This is a genomic window from Yoonia sp. (assembly GCF_046292185.1).
GTDB lineage: Bacteria > Pseudomonadota > Alphaproteobacteria > Rhodobacterales > Rhodobacteraceae > Yoonia.
This window is the reverse complement of sequence record NZ_JBKBQY010000091.1, coordinates 1-13,651: the sequence shown is the minus strand read 5'-3', so window position 1 is coordinate 13,651 and position 13,651 is coordinate 1. Positions and strand designations below refer to the sequence as shown.

At 62.4% G+C, this 13,651-nt stretch carries 12 protein-coding genes and 1 pseudogene; 8 read left to right on the top strand and 5 right to left on the bottom strand.

Annotated features, from left to right (window positions below; all coding sequences use genetic code 11):
• The 3 genes from ACK4TM_RS14340 to ACK4TM_RS14330 all read right to left on the bottom strand — a co-directional run.
• On the bottom strand, positions 1-826 hold an 826-nt coding region (locus ACK4TM_RS14340; protein ID WP_409702439.1), incomplete at its 3' end, for an ABC transporter substrate-binding protein.
• 12 nt (positions 827-838) lie between these two features.
• Positions 839-1,447 (bottom strand): CDP-alcohol phosphatidyltransferase family protein, encoded by a 609-nt coding sequence (locus ACK4TM_RS14335; RefSeq protein WP_409702437.1) that lies wholly within the window; start codon positions 1,445-1,447, stop codon positions 839-841.
• 80 nt (positions 1,448-1,527) lie between these two features.
• A complete protein-coding gene (locus ACK4TM_RS14330; RefSeq protein ID WP_409702435.1) occupies positions 1,528-3,531 on the bottom strand; it encodes a hydantoinase/oxoprolinase N-terminal domain-containing protein in 2,004 nt (667 codons plus the stop codon).
• Positions 3,532-3,637: 106 nt separating this feature from the next.
• On the opposite strand from ACK4TM_RS14330, the gene ACK4TM_RS14325 reads away from it, so the two are divergent.
• The 8 genes from ACK4TM_RS14325 to ACK4TM_RS14290 all read left to right on the top strand — a co-directional run bounded on the left by ACK4TM_RS14325 (position 3,638) and on the right by ACK4TM_RS14290 (position 13,072).
• Positions 3,638-4,930, top strand: coding sequence for an acetylornithine deacetylase/succinyl-diaminopimelate desuccinylase family protein (locus tag ACK4TM_RS14325; RefSeq protein ID WP_409702433.1), 1,293 nt, complete (start codon positions 3,638-3,640; stop codon positions 4,928-4,930).
• 78 nt (positions 4,931-5,008) lie between these two features.
• Positions 5,009-6,484, top strand: coding sequence for an ABC transporter substrate-binding protein (locus tag ACK4TM_RS14320; protein ID WP_409702441.1), 1,476 nt, complete (start codon positions 5,009-5,011; stop codon positions 6,482-6,484).
• A 7-nt stretch (positions 6,485-6,491) separates the two neighbouring features.
• Entirely contained in the window at positions 6,492-7,436 is a 945-nt protein-coding gene (locus tag ACK4TM_RS14315; protein ID WP_409702431.1) for an ABC transporter permease, read from the top strand.
• The gene (locus ACK4TM_RS14310) at positions 7,436-8,251 is read left to right on the top strand and encodes an ABC transporter permease (RefSeq protein WP_409702429.1); all 816 of its coding nucleotides are present in this window, start codon (positions 7,436-7,438) and stop codon (positions 8,249-8,251) included. The genes ACK4TM_RS14315 and ACK4TM_RS14310 overlap by 1 nt, the downstream gene beginning before the upstream one ends.
• Entirely contained in the window at positions 8,248-9,843 is a 1,596-nt protein-coding gene (locus tag ACK4TM_RS14305) for an ABC transporter ATP-binding protein (protein WP_409702427.1), read from the top strand. The genes ACK4TM_RS14310 and ACK4TM_RS14305 overlap by 4 nt, the downstream gene beginning before the upstream one ends.
• The gene (locus tag ACK4TM_RS14300) at positions 9,824-11,266 is read left to right on the top strand and encodes an aldehyde dehydrogenase family protein (protein WP_409702425.1); all 1,443 of its coding nucleotides are present in this window, start codon (positions 9,824-9,826) and stop codon (positions 11,264-11,266) included. The genes ACK4TM_RS14305 and ACK4TM_RS14300 overlap by 20 nt, the downstream gene beginning before the upstream one ends.
• A 4-nt stretch (positions 11,267-11,270) precedes the next feature.
• Positions 11,271-12,008 carry an SDR family oxidoreductase gene (locus ACK4TM_RS14295; RefSeq protein ID WP_409702423.1) on the top strand — a complete coding sequence of 246 codons (738 nt, stop codon included), beginning with the start codon at positions 11,271-11,273 and terminating at the stop codon, positions 12,006-12,008.
• 41 nt (positions 12,009-12,049) lie between these two features.
• On the top strand, positions 12,050-13,072 hold the full coding sequence (locus tag ACK4TM_RS14290; RefSeq protein WP_409702421.1) for a P1 family peptidase: 1,023 nt from the start codon (positions 12,050-12,052) through the stop codon (positions 13,070-13,072).
• Here the strand turns inward: ACK4TM_RS14290 and ACK4TM_RS14285 are convergent.
• Entirely contained in the window at positions 13,069-13,509 is a 441-nt protein-coding gene (locus tag ACK4TM_RS14285; RefSeq protein ID WP_409702419.1) for an N-acetyltransferase family protein, read from the bottom strand. The genes ACK4TM_RS14290 and ACK4TM_RS14285 overlap by 4 nt on opposite strands.
• A 26-nt stretch (positions 13,510-13,535) precedes the next feature.
• Positions 13,536-13,651: pseudogene (locus ACK4TM_RS14280) on the bottom strand (class I SAM-dependent RNA methyltransferase); the annotation flags it as partial.

Genomic DNA, 13,651 nt, shown 5'->3' with positions numbered 1-13,651 from the left:
ATGCCGCACCGGGACTGAAGGAAATCGACAGATCAATTTCGCCATCCGCGATCAGCGGGAACATCGCGGTGCCGGTCGCGGGATAGGCACGGCCCGCGCGCCACAGATGGGGCGTCAGCGCGTCGAGATAGGCCCAAAGCGGTTCGGTCACCGCGTCGTAATTATCGTCTGTCGCAGGCTCTGCCAGAACCGATGCATCAGGCAGGATATCGATCAACACCTGTTTGAGGAACGTCGTTCCAAGAAAATCCGGCGGTTGCGGATAGCTGAACCGTCCGGGGTTCGCCTGCGCCCATTCCAGAAGTGCATCCATCGACCCAAGACGGTCGGGCATCCGGGCCGTGTCATGCACGAAGACGACCTGCGCCATCGCCCATGGGCTTTCGTACCCTTCGACGGGGACAGTGAAATCCGTCTGGACGGATTTGTTTTCAAAATCCACCAGCGTCCAGTTCGGCAGGTCTTCGGCATAGGGGCCGAACAGCAGATCCGCCTCTTTCATCGCGGCGAAATTCGCGCCGTTGATCCAGATCATGTCAATCGCGCCGCCATCGTCCTGACCAGCTTGTCTTTCAGACAACACACGCGTCACGGCATCGGCGGTATCGGTCAGTTTCACATGTTCAAGGGTGACGCCGTATTCCTCTGCCACGCGCGATCCGACCCATGCGATGAAATCATTGGTCGTGGTCGACCCACCCCAGGCATTCCAGAACACGGTCTGGCCTTCGGCCTCGGCCGTCACCTCGTCCCAGTTCGCGGGGTCGATGTCTGCCAGGGCTGGCACGGGCGCCAGCAAGGCAGCGAGCAAGGCGAGGTTTTTCATGAGCGTGTTCCTTTATTGTCTATAGATGCGAGAGGCGGCGTAGATCCGTAAACCTGCGGTCACAAAGCATAGAGTGCCGAAAACCCACGCCAAGGGCGCGAAGAAAGTTTCAAACAGGCAGAGCAGTATGAAAAAGACGATGGTTTCAGTCCCTTCCAGTATGCCGTTGGAATAATACAGCGACTTTTGCCCTTGGGCGGTGGTCTGGTCACCGTGCCTTTCGGCCAGAATGGCATAGCCCAGAAAACTGGTCCCGTTGAAATAAAACGAGGCAAGCAGGAACGCGCCCGCGGCCCCGTTGCCGGCTGGGTCGGTCAGCACAAAGGCCAGCGGTATCATCCCGTAGAACAGAAAATCAGCGACGATATCCAGATAACCGCCAAAATCGGTCTTGCGGGTGGCGCGGGCGACGGCACCGTCCAGCCCGTCGGCCAGCCTGCTTGCCAACAGCGGGATCAGCGCCCAAAGCGGCGCGCCAAGCCAGATCACCAGCGCGGCGAGCAAGCCCAGACCAAGACCCGCCAGCGTGACCGCATTGGCCGACACACCGCGCAAGGCAAGGCCATGCCCGATCCGATCCAGCGGCGGGTCGATCAGCGGGCGAAGATGACGGTCAAGCATGCGTTTATCCTGAATATGGCTCCGTTGTCCTTGATCGCGCGCTATCGCGCAATCTGGGTGACGGGAAAGTGAGCGTGCGACTATCCGGCCGCGATCCGGGGGCGGCCCTGCGCGATGACCTTGACTGTGGCTTCGATAAACATGGGCTGGCCTTCGACATCGACCTGACGGATGTCTTCGGTGACATGCAGGCTGATATCCTCCACACCGGCGGCGCGGGCGGCGGCACTTGCCTGATCGCCAAGCGCCTTGCGGATCGCGGTCAGTGCCGCGTCACGGCTGATGTAGTTTTGCACTTTATCCGATAGATGCACGTTGAACACACCCGCGCCGGGGCTGGTCACACTGCCCGACGCCTGCATCTGCACCTGTCCGACCACCGCGCCAATCGCATTGGCCACATCGGCATGATCAGGCAGCAGCATTTGCGTGCCCAGCCTGTCGCCCACGGCCCCGTAATACGCATGGGCAGAGGCCCCAAGCCCGATCACCGGCAGTGCCAGCGCCAGATCGATCCGCAGTGTACCGCGATGCCGGTCCAACCCGGCCCTGGTCAGCGGATGCTGTGCCAATGCGGCGGGGTCGGGCCAATCGCGGCTATCCTCGGCAAAGGCAGCCTGCAGCAGGCAATCGACGGTCTGAGCAGTCAACTGGTCGATGATCATCCGCGCCAGCGTGGCGGCGTCCGGCGCGATCTGCTGACTATTGCCGGTGCGGCGGCGGGCAAAGAGCGTCAGCGCCTTGGTCGCAGCATCCGTGTCCCAGCAATCCTGCAACCCCAGCACATGCGATGCATCCGATGGCGTTACCCCCGCCAACATCACGAGTCCCCTTCCGATCAACCGACCCAAGGCGGGGGTTTCCATCCGCGTCTGCACCGCCGTCCCCAGCCGCAGCGGCCCATCGGCCAGTCGCTCCGCGACGATCATTTCGCGCGCATCCAGCCCTTGCGGTATCTGCCGCCACAGCGGCAACAGGAATTGCCCCCCATCGGACGCAGGCACACCGCTGGCCAAGGCCCGGTCGAGTGCATCATGCACCAGACCCGGAAACTGCCGCGCGGCGAGCGCGATCGGCATCAACCGTCGCGGCCCAAGGCGCAGCCCGGCATCCAGCCCTTCGGTCACATGCACTTCGCTGTCGCCACCAAGGCCGGTGGTCCGCATCGCCACAGCCTCGACCATGGTGCGGAACGGCCCGACCCGTGCGCCAGCCGGGTCAATCATCGGGCGACCGTCGCGCAGCAGACAGACATCGGTCGTCGTGCCGCCGATATCACTGACCAACGCATCGGTTTCGCCGGTCAGCCAGCTCGCCCCGGCGATGGAGGCGGCAGGCCCGCTCAGGATCGTCTCGATCGGTTTTTCACGCGCGATGGCGGCCGATACCAACGCGCCGTCACCGCGCACGACCATCAGCCGAGCGGTGATGCCGCAGGTCGCCAGATGGGTTTCGCAGGCAGTGATCAACCCGTCGATCAGCCCGATCAGTCGGGCATTCAGCACCGCCGTCAGCGCCCGTTTCGGGCCACCCAAGGCAGAGGACAGTTCATGCGAACAGGTCACAGGCAAGCCCGTCACTTCACGGATCAGATCACGCGCGGCGATTTCATGCGCGGGATTGCGGGTGGCGAAACTCGCCGCGACGGCAAAACCTGTGACGCCAGCGACAAGCGCTGTCAGGGCATCGCGCAAACCGGCCAGATCGCATGGCGTCGCCTCTTGGCCCGCATGATCATGCCCGCCCGCGAGCGCGATCACCGGATCACCCCGCAACGCATCCTGCAACCCTGCGCGGGTCAGTTCAGCGGGATCGAACCCGATGAACACCAGCGCGATCCGTCCGCCCTGCCCTTCGACCAGCGCATTGGTGGCCAGCGTCGTGGACAGCGACACCATCGCGATCTCGCGCGCCGCCACACCGGAGCGCGAGAGCGCCGCATCAACCGCCGCCCCCACGCCCAGCGCCAGATCAGGGCGCGAGGTCAGGGCCTTGGCCGATGCCACAACACGCTGCGCGGTGTCATCCAGCACCACGGCATCGGTATAAGTCCCGCCGGTATCAACACCCAGTAAATATGCCATTCGGTACCTTTCGCGGGCCACGCATCACCTAAACGAATCCAGCACGGGAATTGCAACGTGTTTCATTCCTCTTGCAGGATCATCCGGCTTGGACTTTAGTCTGACTATGACTGATCAGACTGCCTTGATGGATGCCATCACCGACCGCCGCGATGATCTGATCGCGCTGACGCAAGACCTGATCCGCATCCCGACGCTGAACCCGCCGGGCGCGCATTATCGCGATATCTGCGATTATCTGGACCGGCGGCTGCGCAAAGCGGGGTTTCAGACGGAACTGATCCGCGCGCATGGCACCCCCGGCGATAGCGAGAAATACCCCCGCTGGAATATCGTGGCGCGCCGGGAAGCTGCGGACGCCGGCGATTGCGTGCATTTCAACAGCCACATCGACGTGGTGGAGGTCGGACACGGCTGGACACAAGACCCATTCGGCGGCGCGCTGATCGATGGCAAGATTTATGGCCGCGGGGCCTGCGACATGAAAGGCGGGCTGGCCGCATCCATCATCGCGGCCGAGGCGTTCATTGCCACCCATCCCGATTATGCCGGCGCTATCGAGATTTCAGGCACAGCGGATGAAGAATCGGGCGGTTATGGCGGCGTCGCCTATCTGGCCGAAAAGGGTTATTTCGATCCCGCCCGCGTGCAGCACGTGATCATCCCCGAACCCCTGCACAAAGACCGCGTCTGTTTGGGCCATCGCGGCGGCTGGTGGGCCGAGATTGAAACGCACGGCGAAATCGCCCATGGCGCGATGCCGTTTCTGGGGGATTGCGCAGTCCGACATATGGGGGCGGTGCTGAATGCCTTTGAAACCACGCTTTATCCCGCCATGGCCGCAAGGCGCACAGATATGCCCGTGGTCCCCGACGGGGCGCGGTCATCGACGATGAACATCAATGCGATTCACGGCGGCCAGGCAGAACAGGCGCCCGAGGATACCAGTCTGCCCGCCCATTGTGTGCCGGACAGCTGCCGGATCGTGATCGACCGCCGGTTTCTGGCCGAGGAAAGCATCGATCAGGTGCGGGGAGAGGTGACAGCCCTGCTCGAAGATCTCAAGGTCCGCCGCGACCGGTTCGACTATGACCTGCGCGAGATCAACATGGTCCTGCCCAGCATGACCGACCGCAACGCGCCGGTGGTGCAGGTAATCGCCGCGCAGATCGAAAAGGTGCTGGGCCGGCCCGCGCAATTCGTCGCGTCACCGGGGACTTATGACCAGAAACACATCGACCGGATCGGCAAGCTGAAGAACTGCATTGCTTACGGCCCGGGCCTGCTGGAACTGGCGCATAAGCCCGACGAATATATCGGGGTCGATGACATGATCGACAGCGCGCAGGTCATGGCGCGGGGACTGGCGGCGATATTGACGCCAGAAGCCAAATCCTAGTGGGGTGACCGCACCACACCGGACTTGCATTGCGCCCCATGCTGGGTGAACACTATGCGCAACAAACAGGGGATTATCATGCATCACTTCAAACGCCTTGCCGCATCCACTGCCGTGGTGCTTTGTGCCTCTGGCGCGCTGGCGCAGGACAGCATCACCGTGGCGATCCAACTGGAACCGCCGAACCTCGATATCACCAGCGGTGCCGCGCAGGCGATCAATTCTGTGCTGTACGCCAATGTGTTCGAAGGATTGACTCGTTTCGACGCCGATGGCGCGGTGATCCGCGGTTTGGCGCAAAGCTGGGATATCTCAGATGACGGGCTGGTCTATACGTTCACCCTTGCCGCCGGTGTCACGTTTCATGACGGCACCACGATGGACGCCGAGGACGTGAAGTTCAGCCTTGACCGCGCGCGCGCCGAAGACAGCACCAATGCGCAAAAGGCCCTGTTCGAAGGCATCGCCGATGTCACCGTGATCGACCCGCTGACGGTAGAGGTGACGCTGGAACAACCCAACGGCATGTTTCTGTTCAACATGGCCTGGGGGAATGCCGTGATCGTTGCGCCCGAAAGCATCGACAACATTGCAACCAATCCTGTCGGCACCGGCCCCTTCACCATGGCGAACTGGGCGCAGGGCGACCGGATCGAGCTGACCCGCAACGAAGATTACTGGGGTGATACACCCGCGCTGGAGGCTGCGACCTTCCGCTTTATCTCTGACCCGACGGCCGCCTTTGCTGCGATGATGGCCGAAGATGTGGATGTCTTTGTCGGCTTCCCTGCCCCCGAGAACCTGCCGCAATTCGAGGCTGATCCGCGTTTCCAAGTGCTGGACGGCAATACCGAAGGCGAAACCATTCTGGCGATGAACAATCAACGTGAACCTTTCGACAATATTCTGGTCCGCCGCGCCGTGACCCATGCGATTGATCGTCAGGCGATCATCGATGGGGCGATGTTCGGTTATGGCACGCCCATCGGCACCCATTTCGCGCCGCATAATCCCGATTACGTGGACCTGCTGGACAACTCACAATATGACCCTGAATTGTCCCGGTCGTTGCTGGCAGAGGCAGGTTTGCCGGATGGCTTTACCACCACGCTGAAACTGCCGCCCCCGTCCTACGCCCGCCGTGGTGGCGAAATCATCGCGAGCCAACTGCGCGCCGTCGGTATCCAGACCGAGATCACCAATTTGGAATGGGCGCAGTGGCTGGAAGAAGTCTTTGGCAACAAGGATTTCGGCCTGACCATCGTCAGCCATACCGAACCGATGGATATCAACATCTACGCCAATCCGGATTACTATTTTCAATATGACAACCCCGACTTCCGTGCGGTCCTGGATGAGTTGAACGCCACCACCGACCCCGAGGCGCGTTCTGCCCTGCTGGCGCAGGCGCAAACGATCATTTCAGAAGATTACGTCAACGCCTATCTGTTCCAGCTCGCCGTGGCGACAGTGGCCAGGGCCGAAATCACCGGGCTATGGGTGAACCAGCCCGTCGCTGCCGTTGACCTGACTGGCGTCGCCTGGGGGAATTGAGGCGGGGATGCTCCGCTATGCCGCTGGCCGTTTTGCGTCACTGATCATCAGCCTGATTGTCGCAAGCATCGTGATCTTCGCGATGGTCGAGGTGATCCCCGGTGATCCCGCCGCCTTTATGCTTGGCGTCAATGCGCGGCCTGATACGATTGCGGCATTACGGGCGCAGATGGGGTTGGATCAGCCTTTGGTCGCGCGCTATCTCGCTTGGGTGGCGGGGATGCTGCAGGGCGATTTCGGGGTATCCTGGACTTATAAAACCCCGGTTGCCGATCTGATCGGCGACCGCATCTGGGTCTCGCTGCCCTTGGCGATTTATGCACTGGTATTGTCCACCACCGTCGCCTTCCCCGCGGGGATATATGCGGCGAGCCGCCGGGGCAGCGCCGGCGACACGGCGATCATGGGGGCCACCCAACTGGGCGTTGCAATCCCGAATTTCTGGTTCGCGATGATCCTTGTGCTGATCTTCGCGATCAATCTGCGCTGGTTTTCTGCAGGCGGCTTTCCGGGCTGGGGTGACCCATTTGCCGCAATCAAGGCACTGACCTTGCCCGCCGTGGCGCTTGCCCTGCCGCAGGCGGCGATCCTTGCGCGGGTGATGCGGTCGTCGCTGCTCGATATGCTGGGAGAGGATTTCATCCGCACCGCCCGCGCCAAGGGGCTGAGCCGCCGACAGGCGCTGTGGCGACATGCCTTGCGCAATGCGCTGATCCCGGTGCTGACGATCATCGGGCTGCAGTTTTCCTTTCTTCTGGCCGGTGGGATCATTATCGAACAGGTGTTCTTTCTGCCTGGATTGGGGCGCCTGATCTTTCAATCGATCAGCGCGCGTGACCTGATCGTCGTGGAAAGCGTGGTGATGCTGCTGGTGTTCACTGTGATCATGGTAAATTTCATCGTCGATCTGACCTATGCCGCCGTTGATCCCCGCCTGCGGGTGCGTAACTGATGTCGCGCAACCTGATCATCGGCGCGGGTCTGTCAGTGTTTTTCACCGCCCTTGCCGCGCTGTCATTCGTTTGGACGCCGTATGATATCGAGGCGCTGGATATCCCCAACCGCCTGATCCCCCCCGGCGGCGCGCATCTGCTGGGCACCGACCATTTCGGGCGCGATATCCTGTCGATGATCATGATGGGCGCGCGGACCTCAATCGCCGTGGCGCTGGTGGCGGTCGGGATCGGCATGGGGTTGGGTGTACCGCTGGGGCTCTGGGCGGCGGCGCGGCATGGATCGCTGCTGGATGACATCATTATGCGCGGCAATGATCTGGTCTTCGCGTTTCCATCGCTGGTGATTGCGATCCTGATCACGGCTGTCTTTGGTCCCTCCGCCGTGAATGCGATTATTGCGATCGGCATTTTCAACATCCCCGTCTTTGCCCGGCTGACGCGCGGTGCCGCCTTGCCGTTGTGGGAACGTGATTTCATCCGTGCCGCGCGTGTCTGTGGGAAATCATCAGCGCGCATATCGGCCGAACATATCCTGCCCAACCTCACCAATCTGATGATCGTGCAGGGGACGATTCAGTTCAGCCTTGGTATCTTGGCAGAGGCTGCCTTGTCCTACATCGGCCTTGGCGCTCAGCCGCCTACAGCCAGCTGGGGGCGGATGCTTGCCGATGCGCAGACCCTTGTCAGCCTTGCGCCCCATGTCGCTCTGATACCCGGTTTCGCGATCTTGCTGACGGTGCTCGGGCTGAACCTGCTGGGCGATGGTCTGCGCGACTGGCTGGACCCACGGATCAGGGTGGTGCGGACATGAGTCTGCTTGCGATCAGGGACCTGTCGGTGCAGATCGGCAGCACGCCCGTGCTGCACGGGATCGATCTGGAGATTGCCGCAGGCCAGATCACCGCGATCACCGGTGAAAGCGGGTCAGGCAAGTCGATGACCGCCCTGTCCGTGATGGGCCTGCTGCCGCAGGGGGCAGAGGCGCGGGGGCAGATCCTGTTAGATGGTACCGATATTCTGCAAACGCCAGAATCCGCCCTGTGCCGGATGCGCGGCAATGCGATGGGCATGGTGTTTCAGGAACCGATGACGGCGCTGAACCCGGTGCAGACCATCGGCGCGCAGGTGGCCGAAACCATCCTGATCCATGAGCGGACCAGCAAGCCAGAGGCACACACCCGCGCTGCCGCGATGCTGGAACGGGTCGGGCTGAACGTCGGGCCAGGCCGTTACCCGCATGAATTATCCGGCGGGCAACGCCAGCGCGTGGTGATCGCCATGGCCATCGCGATGCGACCAAAGCTGTTGATCGCCGATGAACCGACGACAGCGCTTGATGTCACTACGCAGGCACGAATTCTGGACCTGCTGCAGGATCTGGTGGCGGATTTTGGCATGGGCATGCTGCTGATCACCCATGATCTGGCCGTCGTCGCCGATGTGGCTGATCGGATCGCGGTCATGCAGCACGGCCGGATCGTGGAAAGCGGTGCCACCGCCGATCTGCTGCGCAAGATGCGCCATCCTTACACCCGAGCGCTTTTCGCGGCCTCGTCCCATACGGTGCAACTGCCCGAAACGCAGGCCAGTGCGCCGCTGTTGCAGGTGCAGAACGTCGTGCGGGATTACCCGGTCAAGCGTGTGTCCCTATTCGGCCCGCGTCCGGTGTTTCGGGCACTTGACGACGTCAGTTTCGCGGTCGCGCGGGGGGAACGTGTGGGCCTTGTCGGCGAAAGCGGCTGCGGGAAATCGACCTTGACACGGGCGATACTTGGGTTGGAACCTGTGCAGGGCGGCGCGATCACGCTGGACGGCGCGCCAGTGTTTCAGGGCGGCAAGCCTGATCTGGCGCTGCGCCGCAAGATGCAGGTGGTGTTTCAGGACCCCTACGGCAGCTTCAACCCCCGCCACCGGGTGGACCGCCTGATCACCGAACCGTTCTTCCTGCTCGACGCCCCGCCCAAAGGTGCCGCACGCGATGATGCCATCGCCCGTGCCCTGACCGATGTCGGCCTGCCGGTGGAGGCTGCGAACAAATACATCCATGAATTTTCCGGCGGACAGCGCCAGCGGCTTGCCATCGCGCGTGCGCTGATCGTGGAACCCGACCTGATTATCTTTGACGAGGCGGTATCGGCCCTTGATGTATCTGTCCGCGCGCAGGTACTGGATCTGATCGCGGATTTATGCCGCAAGCGCCCGCTCGCCTATCTGTTCATCAGCCATGATCTGTCGGTTGTGCGCAGCATCACAGACCGCGTGCTTGTGATGCAGGCGGGCAAGATCGTGGAGCAGGGCAAGACAGACAGTGTATTTGCTAACCCGCGGCATCCCTATACTCAAAGCCTGATCGCCGCCGCCCCCATCTTACCGGAGCTTGCCCATGCCGCTGACGCCCTTTGACATTCCGCCAGCCAGCCATCTGATCGGCGGGCGTTGGCTGCGCGGTGATGCCAGCATCGAGGTGGCCGACCCATCGACCGGGCAGGTGCTGACGCATATCGCGCGCGGCACAGCCGATGATATCGACGCCGCTGTGCAGGCGGCCCATGCCGCCCGCGCCGGTGACTGGGGGCGAATGACAGCCACCGAACGTGGCCGCGTGCTGACCCGCATCGGTCAGGCGGTGCTTGACCACACCGAAACGCTCGCCCGGATCGAGGCGCGCGATGTCGGCAAACCCTTGTCGCAGGCGCGCGCCGATGCCGTGGCTTTGGCGCGGTATATGGAATTTTATGGCGGTGCCGCCGACAAGATCATGGGCGAAACCATCCCCTATCTGGATGGCTACACCGTCTATACCCTGCGCGAACCGCATGGTGTGACCGGCCATATCATCCCGTGGAATTACCCGATGCAGATCATCGGGCGGTCCGTCGGGGCGGCACTGGCAATGGGCAACGCCTGCGTGCTGAAACCAGCCGAGGATGCCTGCCTGACCGCGCTTGCCTTTGCCGCCATCGCCCTTGGCGCGGGCCTGCCAGCGGGCGCGCTGAACGTCGTGACAGGGCTGGGGGCAGAGGCGGGGGCGACACTGGCGGCGCACCCGGATGTACAGCATCTGTCCTTCACCGGATCGGTGCGTACGGGTGCGGCGATTCAGGCGGCTGCGGGAAAGAACGTGATCCCAGTGACCTTGGAGCTGGGCGGTAAATCGCCCCAGATCGTGTTCGATGATGCAGAGTTGGACCGCGCACTGCCCTTTCTGGTGAACGCCGGAATCCAGAACGCGGGCCAGACCTGTTCCGCATCCAGCCGCATCCTTGTCCAGCGCGGGATCTATGATCAGGTCCGCGACCGGATGGCGGATGCCTATCGCGCGCTGCAGGTCGGACCCGCGCTGGACGATCTGAACCTTGGCCCGCTGATCTCTGCCCGGCAAAAGGACATCGTGGCGGGGTTCGTCGCGCTAGGTGCTGACCTGACCATCGCCGCACAGGGTCAGATCGTGACCGATGCTGCAGGCCATTATGTAGCACCCGTCTTATTCGCCGATGTACCTCCGGATCATGTTCTCGCGCAGGACGAAATCTTTGGCCCGGTGCAGGTGCTGATCCCGTTTGATGACGAGGCAGAAGCACTGAAAATCGCCAATGGCACCGCCTATGGGCTGGTCGCCGCGATCTGGACCCGCGACGGGGCACGCCAGATGCGGCTCGCCAAGGCGCTGCACGCCGGTCAGGTGTTTATCAACAACTACGGCGCTGGCGGGGGTGTTGAACTGCCCTTTGGCGGTGTCGGCAAATCGGGGCATGGCCGCGAAAAGGGGTTTGAGGCGCTTTACAGTTTCTCTAACCTGAAAACCGTGGCCGCATGGCATGGGTGACAGCATGAGACTGCAAGGCAAGACAGCATTGGTGACGGGGGCGGGGTCCGGCTTTGGCGCAGGCATCGCGCGCAAATTCGCGGCAGAGGGCGCGCGGGTGTTCTGCGCCGATATCAATGGCGAGGCCGCGCAGCTGATCGCGGCAGAGATCGGCGGCGTCGGCGTCACCTGTGACGTGGGCGACGCCGGTTCTGTTGCAGATATGGCATCGATGATCCTGTCAGCCGGGAACCTGGATATTCTGGTGAATAACGCGGGTATCACCCACCTGCCCAGCGCGATGGAAGACGTGACCGAAGATGATTTTGACCGCGTGTTCCGGGTGAACATGAAGTCGGTCTACCTGACCGCCCGCGCCTTTGTGCCCCGTTTCAAGGAAAGCGGAATCGGCGCGGTGCTGAACGTCGCCTCCACAGCTGGGGTGTCGCCACGGCCACGGCTCAATTGGTATAATGCCTCGAAAGGCTGGATGATCACGGCAACCAAGACGATGGCGGTGGAGCTTGCGCCCCATGGCATCCGCGTCAATGCGATCAATCCGGTGGCTGGGGAAACGCCCTTGCTCAAATCCTTCATGGGGGAGGATACGCCGGAAACCCGTGCGAAGTTTTTGGCAACGATCCCCTTGGGCCGATTTTCGACACCCGAAGATATGGGCAACGCCGCCTGTTTCCTGTGCTCGGATGAGGCCAGCATGATCACCGGCGTCGCGATGGAGGTGGACGGTGGCCGCTGCATTTAGTGCATTTCTTGTTCGTCGTGCAAAATCACAGGAGATTTGACATGAACCAGAAATGCACCCCCGGCCCCCGCAATCTGATCACCGATGTGGCGGGATTGCGCGTGGGCAACGCGCAGGACGACCTGATCAAGACGGGCACCACGGTGCTGGTCGGTGACGCGCCCTTTACCGCCAGCGTGCATGTCATGGGCGGCGCGCCGGGAACGAAGGAAACCGATCTGCTGGCCCCCGACAAGACTGTGCAGCAGGTCGATGCGCTGGTGCTGTCGGGTGGATCGGCCTTTGGCCTTGATGCCTGTTCGGGGGTCATGGACGGGTTACGCGCACAGGGGCGCGGTTTTGCCATCGGGCCGATGCGGATTCCGATCGTGCCGGGGGCGATCGTCTTTGATCTGATCAACGGTGGCGCAAAAGACTGGGCCGAAAACCCCTACCGCGGGTTGGGCCGTGCAGCGCTGGATGCGGCGGCGTCGGATTTCGCGCTGGGCACCGCAGGCGCGGGCACAGGCGCGCTGGCCGCGATGCAAAAGGGCGGGCTGGGGTCAGCTTCATTGGTGCTGACGGACGGGACGATGGTGGGCGCGCTGGTCGTGGTCAATGCTCTGGGCAGCGTGACGACACCGGGGGACCGCCATTTCTGGGCCGCACCGTTCGAGATTGATGACGAATTCGGCGGCGCGGGCCCGGACCCACGCGGCGGGTTGATCAGCCCGGAACCCAGCCGAAAGGAACAGGCGATGCAGATGCAGGCCATCGATATGGGCAATACCACCATCGCTATCGTCGCGACCGACGCGCCCCTGTCAAAGGTGCAGTGCCACAGGATGGCCGTGACCGCCCATGACGGGATGGCCCGCGCGATTGTGCCGTCGCATACGCCGCTGGATGGCGATCTGGTGTTCGGAGTGGCGACAGGAACGGGTGACCCGGTCGGTCCCCAGACCCTGCGCGATCTCAATGCAGCGGCTGCGGTCTGTCTTAGCCGCGCGATTGCCCGCGCCGTTTATGAGGCAGAAAAGGCCGAGGGGGATATTCTGCCCACCTACCGCGCGCTGCAGGGCTAGCGGTTGTACTTAACGAACGGCGTCACCTTGCCGATCCGGTCGTATAATTGCCGTGCCTGCGTGTTGAAGTCCTGCGTCAGCCAATAGACGGCGGGGGTGTCATTGGCATCGGCGGCGGTATAGACCGCCTCGATCAAGGCGCGGCCGGTGCCGGTGCCGCGTCCTGCCGGCGCGACAAAGAGATCCTGCAGATAGCAGACATCCTCGACCCGCCAATTATGCGGATGCAGGATCGCGTGGACCAGACCGATCAGACGTCCATCCCGTTCCGCCACCAGCGCGAATTGCGCCTTATGCGTGGGGTCGGTCAAACGGGCAAAGGTCGTGTCATAGATTTCGTCCGGCAGTTCCGTTTCATAAAACGCAAGATAAGCGCGCCACAGAGCGGACCATTCAGCCTTGTCTGCCGGGCGTAGCGGGCGGATGGTAACTGGCATCTGGTCTGATCCTTTCGGTTCAATTGTCAAAGCTTGCCGGTCTGGAACAGCCAGACCTTAAGCCCGCCATGCGGGACTGGTGCGCCCTTGGGTTTGAAAGGCAGCCCGGTGGCATTTGCAAGCGCAGCGTCACTGGTCACGA